The organism is Eikenella sp. Marseille-P7795 (assembly GCF_916618725.1).
Classification (GTDB): domain Bacteria; phylum Pseudomonadota; class Gammaproteobacteria; order Burkholderiales; family Neisseriaceae; genus Eikenella; species Eikenella longinqua.
Window position 1 is genome coordinate 277364 of record NZ_CAKAJZ010000002.1, and the last position, 15680, is coordinate 293043.

At 55.9% G+C, this 15680-nt stretch carries 13 protein-coding genes; 3 read left to right on the forward strand and 10 right to left on the reverse strand.

Translation table 11 applies throughout. From position 1 onward, the window contains the following. Positions 1-2: 2 nt before the first annotated feature. The 3 genes from LG371_RS04770 to gshB all read right to left on the reverse strand — a co-directional run bounded on the left by LG371_RS04770 (position 3) and on the right by gshB (position 2412). Positions 3-365: a diacylglycerol kinase gene (locus LG371_RS04770; RefSeq protein ID WP_225747859.1), complete on the reverse strand. Its 363-nt coding sequence runs from the start codon at positions 363-365 to the stop codon at positions 3-5. After that, entirely contained in the window at positions 362-1081 is a 720-nt protein-coding gene (locus LG371_RS04775) for a DUF6796 family protein (protein WP_225747860.1), read from the reverse strand. Before LG371_RS04775 ends, LG371_RS04770 begins: the two co-directional genes overlap by 4 nt. A gap of 377 nt (positions 1082-1458) precedes the next feature. Then, positions 1459-2412: a glutathione synthase gene (gshB, locus tag LG371_RS04780; RefSeq protein WP_067589999.1), complete on the reverse strand. Its 954-nt coding sequence runs from the start codon at positions 2410-2412 to the stop codon at positions 1459-1461. A 212-nt stretch (positions 2413-2624) separates the two neighbouring features. Between gshB and folE2 the strand changes: the two genes are divergently transcribed. Continuing rightward, positions 2625-3407, forward strand: a complete 783-nt coding sequence (gene folE2 / locus LG371_RS04785) for a GTP cyclohydrolase FolE2 (protein ID WP_067590003.1) — start codon at positions 2625-2627, stop codon at positions 3405-3407. 142 nt (positions 3408-3549) lie between these two features. Here folE2 and LG371_RS04790 read toward each other — a convergent pair whose 3' ends face one another. The 7 genes from LG371_RS04790 to acpS all read right to left on the reverse strand — a co-directional run bounded on the left by LG371_RS04790 (position 3550) and on the right by acpS (position 13133). Further along, positions 3550-6714 carry a type I restriction endonuclease subunit R gene (locus tag LG371_RS04790; RefSeq protein WP_225747861.1) on the reverse strand — a complete coding sequence of 1055 codons (3165 nt, stop codon included), beginning with the start codon at positions 6712-6714 and terminating at the stop codon, positions 3550-3552. Positions 6715-6766: 52 nt separating this feature from the next. After that, positions 6767-8017, reverse strand: a complete 1251-nt coding sequence (locus LG371_RS04795) for a restriction endonuclease subunit S (protein ID WP_225747862.1) — start codon at positions 8015-8017, stop codon at positions 6767-6769. Continuing rightward, the gene (locus LG371_RS04800; RefSeq protein ID WP_225747863.1) at positions 8010-9668 is read right to left on the reverse strand and encodes a type I restriction-modification system subunit M; all 1659 of its coding nucleotides are present in this window, start codon (positions 9666-9668) and stop codon (positions 8010-8012) included. The genes LG371_RS04795 and LG371_RS04800 overlap by 8 nt, the downstream gene beginning before the upstream one ends. A 209-nt stretch (positions 9669-9877) precedes the next feature. Continuing rightward, a complete protein-coding gene (gene hpnC, locus LG371_RS04805; protein ID WP_225747864.1) occupies positions 9878-10693 on the reverse strand; it encodes a squalene synthase HpnC in 816 nt (271 codons plus the stop codon). Between the two features lie 58 nt (positions 10694-10751). Then, the gene (locus LG371_RS04810) at positions 10752-11144 is read right to left on the reverse strand and encodes a hypothetical protein (protein ID WP_067590009.1); all 393 of its coding nucleotides are present in this window, start codon (positions 11142-11144) and stop codon (positions 10752-10754) included. 135 nt (positions 11145-11279) lie between these two features. After that, positions 11280-12626 (reverse strand): aldehyde dehydrogenase family protein, encoded by a 1347-nt coding sequence (locus LG371_RS04815; protein WP_067590012.1) that lies wholly within the window; start codon positions 12624-12626, stop codon positions 11280-11282. Between the two features lie 126 nt (positions 12627-12752). After that, a complete protein-coding gene (gene acpS, locus LG371_RS04820; RefSeq protein WP_067590015.1) occupies positions 12753-13133 on the reverse strand; it encodes a holo-ACP synthase in 381 nt (126 codons plus the stop codon). Between the two features lie 410 nt (positions 13134-13543). Between acpS and LG371_RS04825 the strand changes: the two genes are divergently transcribed. Both LG371_RS04825 and LG371_RS04830 read left to right on the forward strand, forming a co-directional pair. Next, positions 13544-14317: a hypothetical protein gene (locus tag LG371_RS04825; protein WP_225747865.1), complete on the forward strand. Its 774-nt coding sequence runs from the start codon at positions 13544-13546 to the stop codon at positions 14315-14317. Between the two features lie 175 nt (positions 14318-14492). After that, positions 14493-15602 (forward strand): phospholipase A, encoded by a 1110-nt coding sequence (locus LG371_RS04830; RefSeq protein ID WP_225747866.1) that lies wholly within the window; start codon positions 14493-14495, stop codon positions 15600-15602. Positions 15603-15680: the final 78 nt, after the last annotated feature.

The window sequence follows — 15680 nt, forward strand, 5'->3', positions numbered from 1 at the left end:
GCTTACAGCGTATTCAAAGCCATCAGCCAAAACGCGGCCAGCAGCAGCAATGCCACCATCTGCGCCGCCGAGCCGGCATCTTTGGCGATTTTGGAGAGCGGGTGCAGTTCTTCGGAAATCCTGTCCACCACGGCTTCAATGGCGGTGTTGAACAGCTCCACAATCAGCGAGAGCAGCGAAGCGCCCACCAGCAGCATGCGCACGGGCGTGTCGAAATCGAGGCAGCAGGCCAGGGGCAGCAGCACGGCGTGCAGCCACACCAGCTGGCGGAAGGCGGCTTCGTTGCGGTAGGCGGCGGCGAGGCCGTCGCGGGAATACTGTGCGGCGGCGATGATGCGCGCGAGGCCGCGTTTGCCGGGTTTCATAAAAGCTCCTTTGGATGCGGATGATGTGAATGAAGGCCATACCAAGCGGCAGCAAAAAACACCGCTTGGGCAATATTAAACGTGGCGCCGCCGATGGCTGCCGCCCAGACCGATTGCGGAAACAGGCTGCACACGAGCGCCACCGCCGCGCCCACCGGCAGCGGATTGGCCCACGCCGATGCTCGCGGCAAAACAGAGCGCCCGCGCACGGTTTGCACCAGCAACACCAGCCAGCCCGCGGCCAGCAGCCCCACCGAGGCAAACCAATGCACCGCCAGCATGGCATGAAACGCCCGAAACTGCGCCAGCAGCGGCAGATGGGCTGCGGGCGGGCTGTGCAGCAGGGTTTGCGCGCTGATGCCCATATAATAAAAGCCCGCATGCCCCAAGGGCGAGAGCGCATAGCCCGCCAAGAGCAGGCACAACACCGCGCGCGCCGCCCTGCCGCGCAGCAAACGGCACACGCCGAAAGCCGCAGCCAGATAAAACACCGCACTAAACGTGGCCGGCAGCACGCCCCAAAACAGCCGCTGCGGCGAGCCGGCCAGCATCAGGACCGCCAAATCCACATCGTCGCCCAAGGCAGCGGCCAGCGTGTGCGAAAACAGCGGATATTGCTCGGGCGTTTGCACAAAGCCCACCAGCAGCATATCTGCCGCCGTCCAACACAGCGCGGCAAACAGGCCGGATAGAAATAATGTGCGTGGTTCGGTCATGCTGGCGTGCTCCGAATGATGGGTGAGGCTACCTGAAAAATCAGGGCGGCAACAAAGCGGAAACGAGCAATGCGGCTCGGCACGAAGGGCAAACCTGCGGTTTGCCTGCCCTTCCCACAGGATGCAGTACAGGCTGCGCTGAATTTTTCAGGTAGCCTTCAATCGTGCGCGTGCAATGTGCAAACAATTGAATACAATGCGTTCCCATTTTTCAGGTAGCCTCTACCCTGTCGCAGGCTACCTGAAAGCGCAGCTTCAACGCAGTTAAAACGAAGTTTCTGAAGGAAGCGAAGTTTCTGCGAAGCTAAAACGATGTTTGAGCATAGCCCAAGCAAAGTTTCTGCGAAGCCAAAGCGCGAGCTTCCATTCCGCAACGCCTACCGCGCATTGCGTTCCACCGCGTCGATAAACTTAGCCGCCACATCAAAGCCCTTCTGCTTCATGATTTCCTGGAAACCGGTGGGGCTGGTTACGTTCACTTCGGTGAGATATTCGCCAATCACGTCCAAGCCCGCCAGCAAAATGCCGCGCCGTTTCAGCTCGGGGGCGAGGGTTTCGGCGATTTCGCGGTCGCGGGCGGACAATTCCTGCGCCACACCGCGTCCGCCTGCGGCCAAATTGCCGCGCGTTTCGCCCTGCTGCGGGATGCGCGCCAGCGCGTAGGGCACGACTTCGCCGTCTATCACCAGAATGCGTTTGTCGCCGTGCACGATGTCGGGGATATAACGCTGCGCCATGATGGTGCGCGTGTCGAGCCGCATCAGGGTTTCGAGGATGCTGCCGATGTTGGGGTCGCGCGCGGTGAGGCGGAAGATGCCCATGCCGCCCATGCCGTCCAGCGGTTTCACGATGATGTCGCCGTGTTCGGCTAGAAAGGCGCGCACATCGGCGGCGCGGGTGGAAACGAGCGTGGGTGCGGTGAATTGGGGGAAGTTCAGAATCGCCAGTTTTTCGTTGAAATCGCGCATGGCCTGCCCGCTGTTGAATACGCGCGAACCCTGTTGTTCGGCAAGAGTGAGCAGTTGGGTGCTGTATAAATATTGTATATCGAACGGCGGGTCGGTGCGCATAATCACGGCGTCGAAATCGCTCAGCGCGCGCTGCTCGGCGGAGGCTACCTGAAACCAATTGTGATCGTGGTCGCTTTTTGCGCCGATAAATTGGAACGGCGCGGCTTGGGCGATGACTCGGCCGTTTTGCACGGAGAGTTCGCCTGCGAGCGCGTGGTGCAGCGTGTGGCCGCGTTGGGCGGCTTCGCGCATCATGGCGTAGGTGGTGTCTTTGTAGGTTTTGAAGCTGGAAAGCGGGTCGGCGATGAAGAGGATGTTCATGGGCTGTCCTTAAAATCAGTGTGCGGATAAGGGCGTTATGATAAACCAAAAGCGCTCGGCACACCCGCCGCCCGGGCAAGCCGCGCCCGAGTACGCAAAATCGCCGCCATAAACCCGCGCTATAAAGGCAGGCCGCCATTTGCCCCCAAGCCACGGCGGGGCTATACTTCGCACCCTGTTTCCCATCACACGCACCCAAAAGGATAATACGGATGAATGCCATTGCCGACGTGCAAAGCAGCCCCGACCAACGCAATATGCCCATCAACCAAGTGGGCATCAAAGACCTGCATTTCCCGCTGCAAATCCAAAGCGCGGAAGGCGTGCAGCACACCATCGCCCGCATCGGCATGACCGTGGCCCTGCCCGCCTCGCAAAAGGGCACGCATATGTCGCGCTTCGTGGCGCTGATGGAAGAGCGACAGCACCTCGTGCTCGACTTCGCCAGCCTGCACCAGCTCACGCTCGACATGCTCGAACGGCTCGACGCCCAAGCCGGCCGCATCACCATCAGCTTCCCCTTCTTCCGCAAAAAAGCCGCCCCCGTGAGCGGCATCACCTCCTTCCTCGACTATGCCGTCACCTGGCAGGGCGAAGTGCAGGCAGGCGGAGAATACAGCTACCAAATCAAAGTATTGGCACCGGTAACCAGCCTCTGCCCCTGCTCCAAGGAAATCTCGCAATACGGCGCGCACAACCAGCGCTCGCACGTTACCGTAACCCTCACCTGCCACAAACAGGAAGTTTCCATTGAAGAAATCATCGACTTGGTGGAAAACAAAGCCTCCTGCCAGCTCTACGGCCTGCTCAAGCGCCCCGACGAGAAATACGTTACCGAACACGCCTACGAAAACCCCAAATTCGTGGAAGACATGGTGCGCGACATCGCCGTGGCGCTAAAACACGACCCGCGCATCGACCGCTTCACCGTGGAAAGCGAAAACTTCGAAAGCATCCACAACCACTCGGCCTATGCGCTGATTGAGTATCCCTAAGGCACAACATTGCCGCACAAAGCAAAGGCTACCTGAAAATGCAGATTCAACGAAGTTAAAATACAGTGCAGCGAACTTTCTGCGAAGCCAAAATTTTCAGGTAGCCTTTGTTTATCTAAGACTACACACCATATACATTTCCTTAACCAGCTAACTCATCCGCAATCTCCTCCGCCTGTTTCAGCACAAATTCCACCGCGCCTTCTGCCTGATCGGGCGGGTATTTGTATTTCTGCAAGGCGCGGCGAACCAGCAACCGGATTCTTGCCCGCACGGCTTCCTTATGCTGCCAATCAATACTCACCGATTTACGCAAAATATCGGTAATTTCTTTTGCCAATTTGGAAAGCACTTCATCATTCATCAATTCCCTTGCGCTGTCATTTTGGGCTAGCGCGTCGTAAAACGCCAATTCTGCGCTGTTTAAACCCAATTTTTCGCCACGCGATAAGCGCTCGGAAAAATCCCGCCCCATTTGCACGAGGGCGTCGAGAATTTCTACCACGCTCAAATTATGATTGTGATATTGCGTGAGTGCTTCTTGCAAGCGTTGCTCAAAATCTTTTTGTGCTGTCAGATTACGGCTGGCTTTGGCTTTGATTTCCTGCTTCAAATAACGCTCCATTGCCAGCACCCACAGGCTTTTGATCTCAGAGTTTTTGATTGCCTGCAAAAATTCGTCGGAAAGCAAATTAATCTGCGTTTGTTCTTTGCCTAATAAATCGAACAAATCAATCGTGCCTTCCGACACAATGCTTTGGTTAATCAAGGCTTTGAGCTGAATCAAGCGTTCGTTTGAGCCTTTGCCATTTTGCGAACGTTTAGAAAGTACAGCACGCACCGCATCATAAAAAGCAATTTCTTGCTGATACGGCTCGGCTTCAGGCAACGCACCGCATAAGGCGTAGCCTTTTTTCAAACTGCCGACGGCTTTTAGAAAGGCTTTTTTACGCGGTTCTGGGTCGTCCGCATTATGCCAATGTTGCTCGTGGGCTTTGCCTTCGTTGGGAAGCTGATCCAGCGTGGCGATATGGTTCGCCGCTTGTGCGACGGCTTCGATCAATACCGCAGGTTCGGTTTTTTGAATTGCCGCCTGAACATCAAAGGTTTTGCCTTCGATTTTTGTATCGAACAACGTGCGGACAAATTCGAGCTGTTCTTTCATTTTGAAGAACACGCTTTGCACGTCTTCCGCCAATTGCCCTTTGCCGGTGGAGTTGGTGTATTGCAGCGTTGCGTCGCGCAGCTCTTCCGCCAGGCCGACATAATCGACAATCAGCCCGCCGTTTTCGCGGCTTTTGTTGGCGAACACACGGTTCACGCGCGTAATCGCCTGCATCAGGTTATGCCCCTTCATCGGCTTATCGAGATACATGGTGTTACAGCACGGCGCATCAAAACCCGTCAGCCACATATCGCGCACAATCACCACTTTCAGCGAATCGGCTGGGTCTTTAAAACGGCGTTCCAGCGTTTGCTTTTCCTGCTTGCTGTAAACGTGTTTCTGCATTTCGGGCGCATCGCTTGCCGAACCTGTCATCACAATTTTAATCGCCCCTTCATTGATGCCGTCTGAATGCCATTCAGGGTGCAGGGCGATAATCTGATTGTACAAATCCACGCAAATTTGACGGCTAGACACCACAATCATCGCCTTGCCTTCTTGCTGCTGATTGCGTTTGGCAAAATGCTCGACGAAATCGGCCGCTAAATCGTGCAACCGTGCTTCCGAACCGAGCAATTTTTCCCGCAGGCGCAATTTCGGGTTATCTTCGCCTTCCAGCAGCTCGTCAATTTCCGCAAACAGCTCCTCGTGGTTTACATTTTCCGCCAGCTTGATTTGGCGGGCTTCATAAACAATCGGCACGGTCGCGCCATCTTCCACTGCGTCTTGCAAATCGTAAATCGATACATACTGCCCGAACACATCCTGCGTATCGCGATCTTCCAGACTGATTGGCGTACCCGTAAAGCCGATAAAGGAGGCATTCGGCAGAGCATCGCGCAAATGGCGGGCATAACCTGCCTGGAATTTGCCGTTTTGCAATTTTTGCGTGAAGCCATATTGACTGCGGTGCGCTTCGTCGCTAATCACAATAATGTTGGAACGGCTGTTCAGCACAGGGAATTGGCTTTCTTCCTCATCCAGGCCGAATTTTTGAATGGTGGTGAAGAACACGCCGCCCGATTCCCGCTCGCTCAATAATTGGCGCAAGGCATCGCGGTCTTCCACCTGCTGTGGCGTTTGCTTAATCAGGGCTTTGCCACTGCTGAATGTTTGGAACAACTGACCGTCCAAATCGTTGCGGTCGGTCACGACTAAAATGGTTGGATTCTTCAATTCCGGTTGGGAAAGCAGTTTGCCCGCGTAAAACAACATGGAAATGGATTTGCCCGAACCCTGTGTATGCCACATCACGCCGATGCGTTTGTCGCCTTGCTCACTTGTGGCAAAAATCGTGGATTCCACCGCTTCATTCACGCCGTAGTATTGATGATAAGCGGCGATTTTCTTGATTAACGCACCGTTAGAACCGCGTTCAAACAGCACGAAATAACGCACATAATCCAGCAATTTTTGCGGCGTAAGTAAACCGTTGAGCAGACTTTCCAGCTCGTTTTCAAATGGCTTCCTCTTGCTTTGCGCCTTTTCATCCACCACTTTCCACGGCGTAAAACGCTGAAAATCCGCCGACAGCGAACCGAGCCTTGCATTCAAGCCGTCTGAAATAATCAGTGTTTGGTTATAAACGAACAAATCGGCGATTTCATCTTTATAAGTCTGCAACTGATTGAACGCCTGCAACAAATCCGCCGATTCGCGCAGCGGATTTTTCAGCTCAAACACCACCAGCGGCAAGCCGTTTACAAAGCCGATAATATCGGGAATCCGCTTGCCGCCTTTACGACTGCGGATTTCCAGCTGATTGACCATCACAAAGCGGTTGTTCGTTACACACTCAAAATCCACCAAACGCGCTACATCAAATTTCTGCTCACCGTTTTGCTGATATTCCACCTTTACGCCATCACGCAACAGCTGATAAAACGCCTGATTTCGCCCAACCAGCTCGCCGATTTCGCTTTTGGTCGCCAAAGCCACCACCGAATCCACCGCATTTTCAGGTAGCCTCGGGTTGAGCTTGCGCACCGCCGCACGCAGCTGCGCTACAAACACCACCCCGCCCAAATCGCCACGGGCAAAGTCGCCTTCGGCAACGGATAAGTCTTTGCCGTAGTGGTGTTCCCAGCCGAGTTTTTCTAAACGTTTTAACGTTAGTTGTTCAATATCGTTTTCGTTAATCATAGATATTCCTGTTAAATCTTTGACGTATTGCACACGCCCTGTTAAACACGTTCTATAAATCGTTATTTAATAATCTAGGCAACAATAAATCCCTTGTGTTTTGAAGATTGATATTTTCCAATCTGTTCAATACGATTTTTTCCAATAAATTTCCGATTGTGTTATTTGCTAATAACTCATCATTTGGCACAACACACATTGCGCCTGACAAATGCTCACGCTTAATATGTCCCATTGTTACCGCTTTATCGTAAGCGATACGTTGAAATTCGGCTAAATGATGTTTGGTGTAAAAATAATAGAACCATTTAGGGTATGTTTCAGATGTAACTTTAAATAAATGCTGATTTAAAGCCGCTTTACCGCCACACCAAATATCAACCAATAAACTGCCAGACCAAGAAAAAACAATATCGCCGTTATCAATAATACATTCAGGTTTAATACTTGCTTTGGCTTTTTCTTCACCGTCAGCATAGCCTTGTCTTAATTGGGTAATTTTCACAACAGGTAAAAATGGTTCATCACCCTCTGGGCGGAATTTTTGCAATGCCAAGCCATTTTGATAATTGGCAATTTCATCTAGGGATTTAACCTCCCACCCCCTCGGCACTTCCACCCCATCAACTTCCCCCATCTCATTCGGAAATGCTGCCGCAATCTCTGCCAATTCCGCATAACGTTCAGGCTCAAATGCGGTGAGTTCTTCCGCTGTTTTTCCGCTGATTGCCGACATTGCGGCAAGTTCTGCTTCGGCTTGGGTTTTGCCGTCACGAAGGGCGGCGGTTTTGGCGCGGACGGGGTCGAAATCCACAAACCAGCTTTTGAAAATCGCTTGGGCGATGTGTTCCAGGGTTTGGTTGATTTGGGTGTTGAGTTGGATTTTTGCATCAAGGCTACCAAGAATATTAGCTATTTCTTTCTCTTTATCTATACCTAAATCTGAAATTAGAATACTAGATAAATGATTTCGATTTAATGTGGGTACACCAGTTCCAACATTAAAACTTGTAAAATCAATACTTTTTAGTAAGTAATAGATAAATCTTGGATAATGTCCTTTAAAATCTTTTACATATAGCGTTGTATTTAATGGGAAAAAATCTTTTTCAATATATTGTCCACCTCCAATACTTCCGCTTCTTCCAATTACGACGCCTGGTGCTTTCACTTTTATCTCATTGTGATAACCAGCAATTCCTGTTGAAGCTACAACAGGAACATTTCCCGCAATTCTTTTGCTACTCGGTAAATCAAAACCACGTTGTAAAGTTATAAATTCATTTAATGGAATTTTACTCATACCCCAATCCCCCCAAATTCTTCTTAATCTCCGCTTCCAATTCCGCGCTTTTTGCAAACTGTTCTTTTAAAAGAGCGGTCAGATTTTGCATTTTTTCTGCAAATGGCACGCCGTCGTCTTCTTGTTCTGCTGTGCCGACGTATCTGCCCGGGGTTAGCACAAAATCGTTGCCTGCGATTTCTTCCAAGGTGGCGGATTTGCAGAAGGCGGGCTTGTCTTCATAGCTGTCGGATTTTTGCCATGCGTGGAAGGTGTTGGCGATTTGGGCGATGTCCTCAAGCGTGAAATCACGCAATACGCGGTCTTTCATATAGCCGATTTGGCGTGCATCGATAAACAGTACCTCTCCTTTGCGTGCTTTGTTGCGGTTTAAGAACCAGATGCACGCGGGGATTTGGGTGTTGGTGAAGAGCTGACCGGGCAGGGCGACCATGGCTTCTACAAGGTCGGCTTGCACGATGGCTTTGCGGATTTCGCCTTCGTTGTTGGTTTGGCTGCTCATCGAGCCGTTGGCGAGCAGGAGAGCCATTTTGCCGTTGGGCGAGAGGTGGTAAATCATATGTTGCAGCCACGCGAAGTTGGCGTTGCCTTTTGGCGGTGTGCCGTATGCCCAGCGCGGATCGTCGGCGAGGGATTCGCTCCACCAGTCGCTGCTGTTGAACGGCGGGTTCGCCATGATGAAGTCCATTTTTTTGTCGAGATGTTGCGGTTGGGCGAAGCTGTCGGCGTTGTGTTTGCCGAAGTCGTAATCAATGCCGCGAATTGCCATATTCATGGCGGCGAGTTTCCAAGTGGTCGGGTTGAACTCTTGCCCGTAGATGGAAACTTGGTTGATGTTGCCTTGGTGGGCGGTGATAAAGCGTTCGGTTTGCACGAAGAAGCCACCGCTGCCCATGGCGGGGTCGTACACGCGCCCTTTGTAGGGTTCGAGCATTTCGACGATGAGGGAAACGATAGATTTTGGGGTGAAATACTGCCCGCCGCGTTTGCCTTCCGCTTGGGCGAATCTGCCGAGGAAGTATTCGTAAACGTGCCCGAGTATGTCTTTCGCGCCTAAATGCACGGGTTCGCCGTTGTAGGTGGGCGCGGTGAAGTTGGTGTCGGAGAAGAGGATAATCAGCCCGCGCAAGGTGTCTTCATCCACCGCATAGCCGCTGATGCGTTGCAGTACGCCTTTGAGTTTTTCGTTGTCTTTTTCAATGGCGTCAAAGGCGTCGTCAATCAGCCGTGCCACGCCTGCGAATTTCCCGCCCCAAGGGAGTTCTGCGCCTGTGTTGAGAATCGAGACTTCCTGCAAGGCTTGCCAGCGCGCAGAGACAGGCACCCAGAACACGTTGTCGGCGGTGTAATAATCGCGGTTTTCCAGTTCAGCATTAAGGGCTTTTTGGTATTCCGTCTCGGTGTCGTAAAAAGTGCGGTCAAGATAAAGTGGATTTTCAGGATCAGTGAGTTCCGCCAAGATTTTGGCTTGCTGGGCGGTGAAGCTGTCGGAGATGTATTTTAAGAAGATAAGCCCGAGAACGATATGTTTATAGTTCGCGGCATCGAGCTGCTGACGGAGGCGGTCGGCGGATGACCAGAGTTTTTCGTCGAGGTCGTTAAGGAAGGCTTGTTGGATAGATACAATTTGTTTGTTTGATGTCTGCATCATATTGAAATCCTTAATAAATTTTATAAACCGATAGACTATGATTTTGTAAATTTTTGTTATATCAGGCGAATTATAGCCGTGCCTGATTGGACTGTCATTTTTCTACCCTAGAAAAAGGCTACCTGAAAACTCTTAGCTTTGCAGAAACTCATCCTTGCTTCGCAATACTTTATTTTCAGGTAGCCTTTCTAATTGTGCTTTGCCTAATACTAACGCTTCAGCCAAGCCCGTTTCAGCATCAGCCACCAATCTTTCGCGCCGAGCACGGGGCGGCGGGTGAACACGTCGTAGCGGTTGGCTTCCAGCTTGCGCAGGATGGTTTGCCCGCCGAGGATGATCAGGCGCAGCTCGAAGCCGATGCGGCCGGGCAGGGTTTTGCCCAGCGGGGAGCCGGCTTTGAGCATTTTGTGGACGCGCTCGCATTGGTGCGCCATCAGGCGTTGGAAGGCGGTGTCGGCCTGGCCGGCGGCGATTTGCGCTTCGCTCACGCGGAATTTTTGCAGGTCGTCTTGCGGTAGATACACGCGGCCTTTCTGCCAATCCACGGCCACGTCCTGCCAGAAGTTGATGAGCTGGAGGGCGGTGCAGATGCCGTCGCTTTGGGCGAGGCTGAGCGGGTCGGTGTGGCCGTAGAGGTGCAGCAGCAGGCGGCCGATTGGGTTGGCGCTGCGGCGGGCGTAGTCCACCAGCTCGCCGAAGTGCTGATAGCGGGTTTTCACCACGTCTTGGCTGAAGGCGGAGAGCAGATCGTAGAAGGGCTCGAGCGGGAGGCTGAAGGGCTGCACGGCTTCGTGCTGGAGCCGCTGCATGAGCTCGGTGTGCGGGCTTTGGCTGGCAGCGATGCGGCCGAGCTCGGCGCACAGGCTGTCGAGCCGGCGCAGGCGTTCTTCGTTGGGCAGGCTGCCTTCGTCGGCCATATCGTCGGCGGTGCGGGCGAAGGCGTAGATGGCGTGCACGGGGCGGCGCAGGCGGCGCGGCAGGGCCAGCGAGCCGACGGGGAAGTTTTCGTAGTGTCCGACCGACATAGGTGTCCTTGTGTGTGTCTAAATGATTTTCAGGTAGCCTCAAGCGGCTTGCCGGCGCTTATTTTTCAATCAGGAATAGGCCGTTAAACGTTTTCCGGGCGAAGAGCTCGGGCAAATCGGCCAGCGGGATGGAGGCGGGCTGGTGTTTGTCGGGGTTTAAATCGGCGTGATTATCGTTGATGAAGATAAACAGCACGGGCTGCACGCAGGGGTGGCGCAGGCGCTCGGCGATAAATTGCGATAGCTGCTGCGGCAATTCGGAACCGGGTCGATAAACGGCCGATGCCGCGCCCCAGCCAAATTCCCAAGCCGCGATGCTTTTCCCCTTGCGCCGCAACGTGATGGGCGAGGCTTCAAACGCTTCGGGAAGGCGGAAGCGGTTTACTTCGCCGTATCCGGCGTAATCGGCCGAGGGCCGGTTTTCTTCAAAATATAGGATGCTCACGCTCATGATGCAGGCCGATGCCGTGGCGGGAAGAGGCTACCTGAAAAATTTTGGCTGCGCAGAAACTCAGCTTGGGCTGCGCCCAAACCTCGTTTTAACTGCGTTGAAGCTTCGCTTTCAGGTAGCCTTTTGCCTGCCGCGCTATTTCTGCCAATAGGCTTTCACGTTCACAAATTCATACAGCCCGAATTCGGAAAGCTCGCGCCCGAAGCCGGAATCTTTCACGCCGCCGAAGGGCAGGCGCAAATCGCTGCTGGTGTGGCGGTTGATGAACACGCTGCCGGCTTCAATTTGCTGGCCGAGCTCCCAGGCTTTGTCGAGGTTGGCGGAGTAGATGCTGGCGCCGAGGCCGAAGGGGTTGTCGTTGGCCAGGCGCACGGCGTCGGCGGCATCGCGGGCGTGGAAGATGCCCACGGCGGGGCCGAACACTTCTTCGCGGTACATGCGGCAGGCGGGGGTGATGTTGTCCAGCACGGTGGCGGGGTAGAAGGTGGTATCGGCTTCGTTGGGCAGCTCGCCGCCGAGCAGGAGCTTGGCGCCGTGTTCGAGCGCGTCTTGCACTTGTTCGTGCACTTGCAGCTGGAGGTCTTTGCGGTGCAGCGGGGCGAGGGTGGTGTCGGGATCGAGCGGGTTGCCGCGGGTGAGGCGGCGGCAGTGTTCGAGGAAGAGATGGGTGAATTCGGCGGCGATGCCGCTGGTGAGGATGATGCGTTTGCCGGCGTTGCAGGATTGGCCGGCGTCGCGGAAGCGGGCGTAGCAGGCGTCGGCGGCGGCTTGGGCGATGTCGGCGTCGTCGAGCACAATGAAGGCGTTGCTGCCGCCGAGCTCCATCACGGATTTTTTCAGGTAGCCTCCGGCGTAGGCGGCAAGGCGGCGGCCGACATCGGCGGAGCCGGTGAAGGCGAGCGCGTTGGTGTGCGCGATGGCGTGCTCCACGTCTTCATGGGCGAGCCAGGCGGGGCGCCAGGGCAGCTCGCTGCCCACGGTGTCGAACAGGGCGGCGGTAACGCGGGCCACGCTGGGCGCGGGTTTCACCAGGCAGGCGTTGCCGGAGCAGAGGGCGGGCACGGCAAAGCGGATAATCTGCCACACGGGGTAGTTCCACGGCATCACGGCGAGCACCACGCCGAGCGGCTCGAAACGCACTTGGCTGAGGCTGGCCTGGGTGGCGATGGTTTGGTGTTGCAAAAGCTGCGGGGCGAGCTTCACATAATAGCGGATGAGGGAAACGGACTTTTCCATCTCGGCTTCGCACTCGCGCAGGCAGCGGCCGACTTCTTGGCAAATCATGCGGGCGAGGCGGGGTTTTTCGGCTTCGAGGCGGTCGGCGAAGGCGGCAAGCATGGCCACGCGCGCCTGCACGCCGGCGGCGGCAAAGCGGCGCTGGGCGGTGCGCATTTCGGCCAGGGATTGGCCGAAAGCGTCCATACTGTCGGCGGGGCGTTCGTATAGCAGGGTGTTGCTCACGACGTCGCGGCTGTAAAACATGGCGGGTTCCTTTCTCTATTGGCTTTGGATTAACTGGTTTGCAGGTGGCCTGCCATGCGGAAGGCTACCTGAAAATTGATGTGCGGGTTTTTGTTGTTTTAATTTTTGTTCCCTACCGGGATGGGGCTAGGCTTTTTCGGCCACGGCAAAGGCCACCACCGTGCCGTTGTCGTCGCTCAAGCTCAGGTGCACGCGGGCGATGCCCTGCTCATCCAGCCAGGCCTGCAAGGGCGGCTCGGCCACAAACTCGGGGCGGCCGAGCTTGTCGTGGGCGATGGAAATGTGGTGCAGCGTAACCGGCGCGCGCAGGCCGGTGTGCACGGCTTTGGCAAAGGCTTCTTTGGCGGCAAAACGCTTGGCCAGGAAGTTGGTTTTGTTGCCGGCGGTGCGCCATTCCAAAAGCTCGATGCGGCTGAGCAGGCGCTCGGCCAGCGCGTGGCCGTATTTGGCGTGCAGCTTTTCGATGCGGCTGATGGAGAGGATGTCGGTGCCGATGCCGTAGATCATGTGCGCTTCCGTGGGCGGGTGGTGGGTAGGGCGCATTGTAGCGCATTTTAGTGCGGCTCTTCATGGGGGAGCGGGCGGTTTGGGCGCGATGCCGTTGCGCCATATTTAAGAACAATGCTGCGCCGGCTCGCCTTGCCTCATCCTTAAATGGGAAACGGCTCATCAAACAGGCTCCCTGAAAAAACACAGCGCCGCGAAGTTTCTGCGCAGCCAGAATTTTCAGGTAGCCCGAAGCCTTCCCCGCCATTACACGATCAAACAAGCATATCCGCTATAGCGAACCAACTTAACTTTCGCTACGGCGTTAGCTCGCCTTGCCGTACTCCTGTACTGCCTGCGGCTCGCTGCCTTGTATCGAAAGCTAATTTGATTCGCTATATAATGCCGCTTTCCCCATTTTCCCGCCTGCCATGGACTACGCCGCCCAACTGGCCGCCCTCGCCGCCGCCCAAACCGCCACCATCGCCCGCCACACCCTCAGCAACGGCGAAACCGTGTGGCTGCGCAAAGCCGCCCCGCGCCAAGCCGCCTGGCGCTACAGCCTGCTCAACGGCCTAGGCAAAATCCTCCGCCTCGGCGTGCTCACCCCCGTGCCCAACCCCGGCGGCAACGCCGGTATCGCCATCGAAGCCGGCCGCCTGCGCGAGTTGGCCGCCGCCGGCATCACCGCGCCCCGGCTTCTCGCCGTGCAGGAAAACGCCCTTTTGATGAGCCATGTGGGCGAGCAAACCCTGCTCATCGCCATCGAAAAACAAATCGAAACCGGCAGCCTCGAAGGCTGGCTGCAAGGACTGCACGCCATCGAAGCCGTGCACCGCCAAGGGCAATACCTCAGCCAGGCCTTCGCCCGCAATATGGTGCTCACCGCAGAAGGCGGCATCGGCTTCATCGACTTTGAAGACAACCCCGCACTCGTGCTCAGCCTCCCGCTCTGCCAAGGCCGCGACTGGCTGTGCTACCTGCAATCCACCGCCGACAACCTCCGCCGCCAAGGCCTGCTTGACCAAGCCGCCGGCTTGTGCAAAACCTGCCTGAGCCGGCAAAACCCCGCTATAATCCGCACCTTGCAGCGCAGCGTGCGCCCCCTATCCTGGATGCGCGGCATCCAATCCGAACGCTGGGGCTGCGACACCCTGCGCCTGGCCGCCCTGGCCGACCTGTTTTACCGTATGGGCAAAATCTGAAGACAGGCTTCAGGCGGCCGCACCGCAAAAGGCTACCTGAAAGCGTAGCTTCAACGCAGTTAAAACGAGCAAAGCGAGTTTTGCTAAAACAGGCCAAACGCCGCACCGCCAAACTCAGCCAAACCGCCCGCCCATTTTCAGGTAGCCCGCCCCACCCGCAACAACACACCGAACCATGAACAACCCCCGCCTCCTCCTCTGCACCGGCACCCTCCTCGCCGCCGCCCAGTCTGCCGCCCAAACCGTGCCGCAGCCCGCCCTCGCCTGCACCCAAATCAGCGACCCCGCCGCCCGCCTCGCCTGCTACGACCGCACCCTCGGCGCCCAGCTACCCCCCACCCAAGCCCTGCCCGACTCCGCCGAAGCCAAACCCGCCATCGACTTGGAAAAAAGCATCGAGCAGAGCCAAGAGCAGCGCAGCCGCAAATCGTGCTCACCAATCCCCGCCGCCCCCACCCAGCCTCAAGCCTACACCCCCCTCAGCCTCGCCTACGACCTCGACGTCAACCACGAAACCGGCATCCTCACCGCCCGCGCCCACCGCCCCATGTACCTCCTGCCCGGCTGGTACAACAGCGCCCCCAACCGCAATCCGTCCTCCCCCGAGCACACCTCCGCCATCAAAGAGCAGCAAAACCAAAACCATATCGAAGCCAAGATGCAAATCTCCTTCAAAACCAAGCTGCTGCAAGACCTATTCGGCACCAACGCCGACCTCTGGTTCGGCTACACCCAAGTTTCCCACTGGCAGGTATACCAAGGCTCCATGTCCTCCCCCTTCCGCAACACCGACTACGAGCCCGAAATCTTCCTTACCCAGCCCGTGAAAGCCTCCCTGCCCGGCGGCGGCAGCCTACGCATGCTCGGCATCGGCGCCGTCCACCAATCCAACGGCCAGAGCGACCCCATCTCCCGATCCTGGAACCGCGTCTACGCCATGGCCGGCATGGAATGGGGCAAACTCACAGTCATCCCCCGCCTCTGGTGGCGGCTACCTGAAAAAAGCGGCGACGACGACAACTCCGACATCAACCGCTACATGGGCTACGGCGACCTCCAGCTGCACTACCGCCTCAACAACCGCCACAGCCTGGGCGCCCTCGCCCGCTACAACCCCTCCAGCGGCCGAGGCGGCCTCCAGCTCGACTACACCTTCCCCATTGCCGGCCGGCTCAAAGGCTACGTGCAAGGCTTCCACGGCTACGGCGAAAGCCTGCTCGACTACAACCACAAACACAACAGCATCGGCATCGGCGTCATGCTCAACGACTGGGACGGCCTGTAAGCCCGCCCGCCGCCCAAATTTTCAGGTAGCCTCCACCAGCATACAGGCTACCTGAAAATTTATAGCTGCCTGAAAACG